The sequence below is a fragment of the Sphingomonas sp. LH128 genome (genome assembly GCF_000293195.2).
Taxonomy (GTDB): Bacteria; Pseudomonadota; Alphaproteobacteria; order Sphingomonadales; family Sphingomonadaceae; genus Novosphingobium; species Novosphingobium resinovorum_A.
In genome coordinates this window covers 1-1165 of the sequence record NZ_ALVC01000465.1, presented here as the reverse complement: position 1 = coordinate 1165, position 1165 = coordinate 1, and the positions used below count along the sequence as shown (strand labels likewise).

At 65.1% G+C, this 1165-nt stretch carries 1 protein-coding gene; it reads right to left on the bottom strand.

All coding sequences use genetic code 11. The features are described from left to right. Window positions 1-338 precede the first annotated feature (338 nt). Window positions 339-1100 (bottom strand): amidase family protein, encoded by a 762-nt coding sequence (locus LH128_RS28540; protein ID WP_083910369.1) that lies wholly within the window; start codon window positions 1098-1100, stop codon window positions 339-341. Between the last annotated feature and the right edge of the window lie 65 nt (window positions 1101-1165).

Below are 1165 nucleotides of genomic sequence, written 5' to 3'. Positions count from 1 at the left end.
GGACGCGGGGTTTTGTTTTCCGTGAAGCTCTGGCGAGCGGCCGGGTAACTCACGGTGCAGCCCGGCTCGACCTGTATTCCATCGGAAAGTCCCATGTGGCCGTCGTTAGGGTTCGCATCGTTATCGGCCGAAGGCTATCCGGGATGGCCGTCCCAAGTCCTGCCGTGTGTCGCAGGAACGTATGGACAGCTTTTCCGGTAGCGCAGAGACAGTCCGGGTCTTCGTTTGGGCGCGTGGTTTGCGTGATCACGGCTTGAAACCGCATCCCGGCCCACGACGCCGACCCGATACACCTTTCCAGCGTGATCATCGCCGGATCGGATGCCGAGCCATACAACCTATTTGGCGATAAATGTCAATCGCGCTTCCACTTCGCGCGCGACGCCGATCAATCGCCGGTCGTCATAGCGCGGCGCCACCAGCGAGACGCCGATGGGCATCCCGCCCTCACCTTTGGCCAGCGGCAGATTGACAACCGGCGCGTGCAGCAAGGTCCAGGGCTGGTTGAACCGGGGTTCCCCCGGCGAACGGCCGAGCGGAGCGATGCCCGGCGCGCTCGGCGCCAGCACGGCGTCGAGTCCGGCGATCGCCCGCTCGAACCCCACCCGTGCCGCCGCCGCACGGTCATGCGCCTCGCGCAGCCGAGCGTCGGGATATGTCGCCAGGGCATCGACCCGAAGATGGAAATCGGGATGCAGCAAGTCGGGCCGTGCGCGTGCAAGGCTCAGGAAAGCGGCCGCGCCCTCGCGGAACAGGATCGCGCGGTGATCGTCGTTGAGGTGCTCGAACTCGGGCAGCGTGGCGATCTCGACGACGTCGATCCCGGCCCCCGTCATGGCGGCGGCGATGCCGTCGAAAGCGGCTTGGCCATCGGGCGTCATTTCATCCCACCAGGGGGTGCGGAAAACGCCGATGCGCAAGGTCCGGCCTTCGACGTGCGCACCGGGCGCGAAGCCGTAGATTTCGCAGACCCGGTCGATCAGGTCGAGGTCCCGCGCGTACCAGCCCACGGTATCGAGGCTATTGGCATAGGTCTTCACGCCTTCCCGGCTGATAAGGCCCCAACTTGGCTTAACAGGCTGCGGAAAAAGGCGCCGCAGTGGTCACCGTCGATCTGCGTTCGAAGGAGGGGGACTGGTCTGTCGCTCGTTTCAGGGTGAAATTC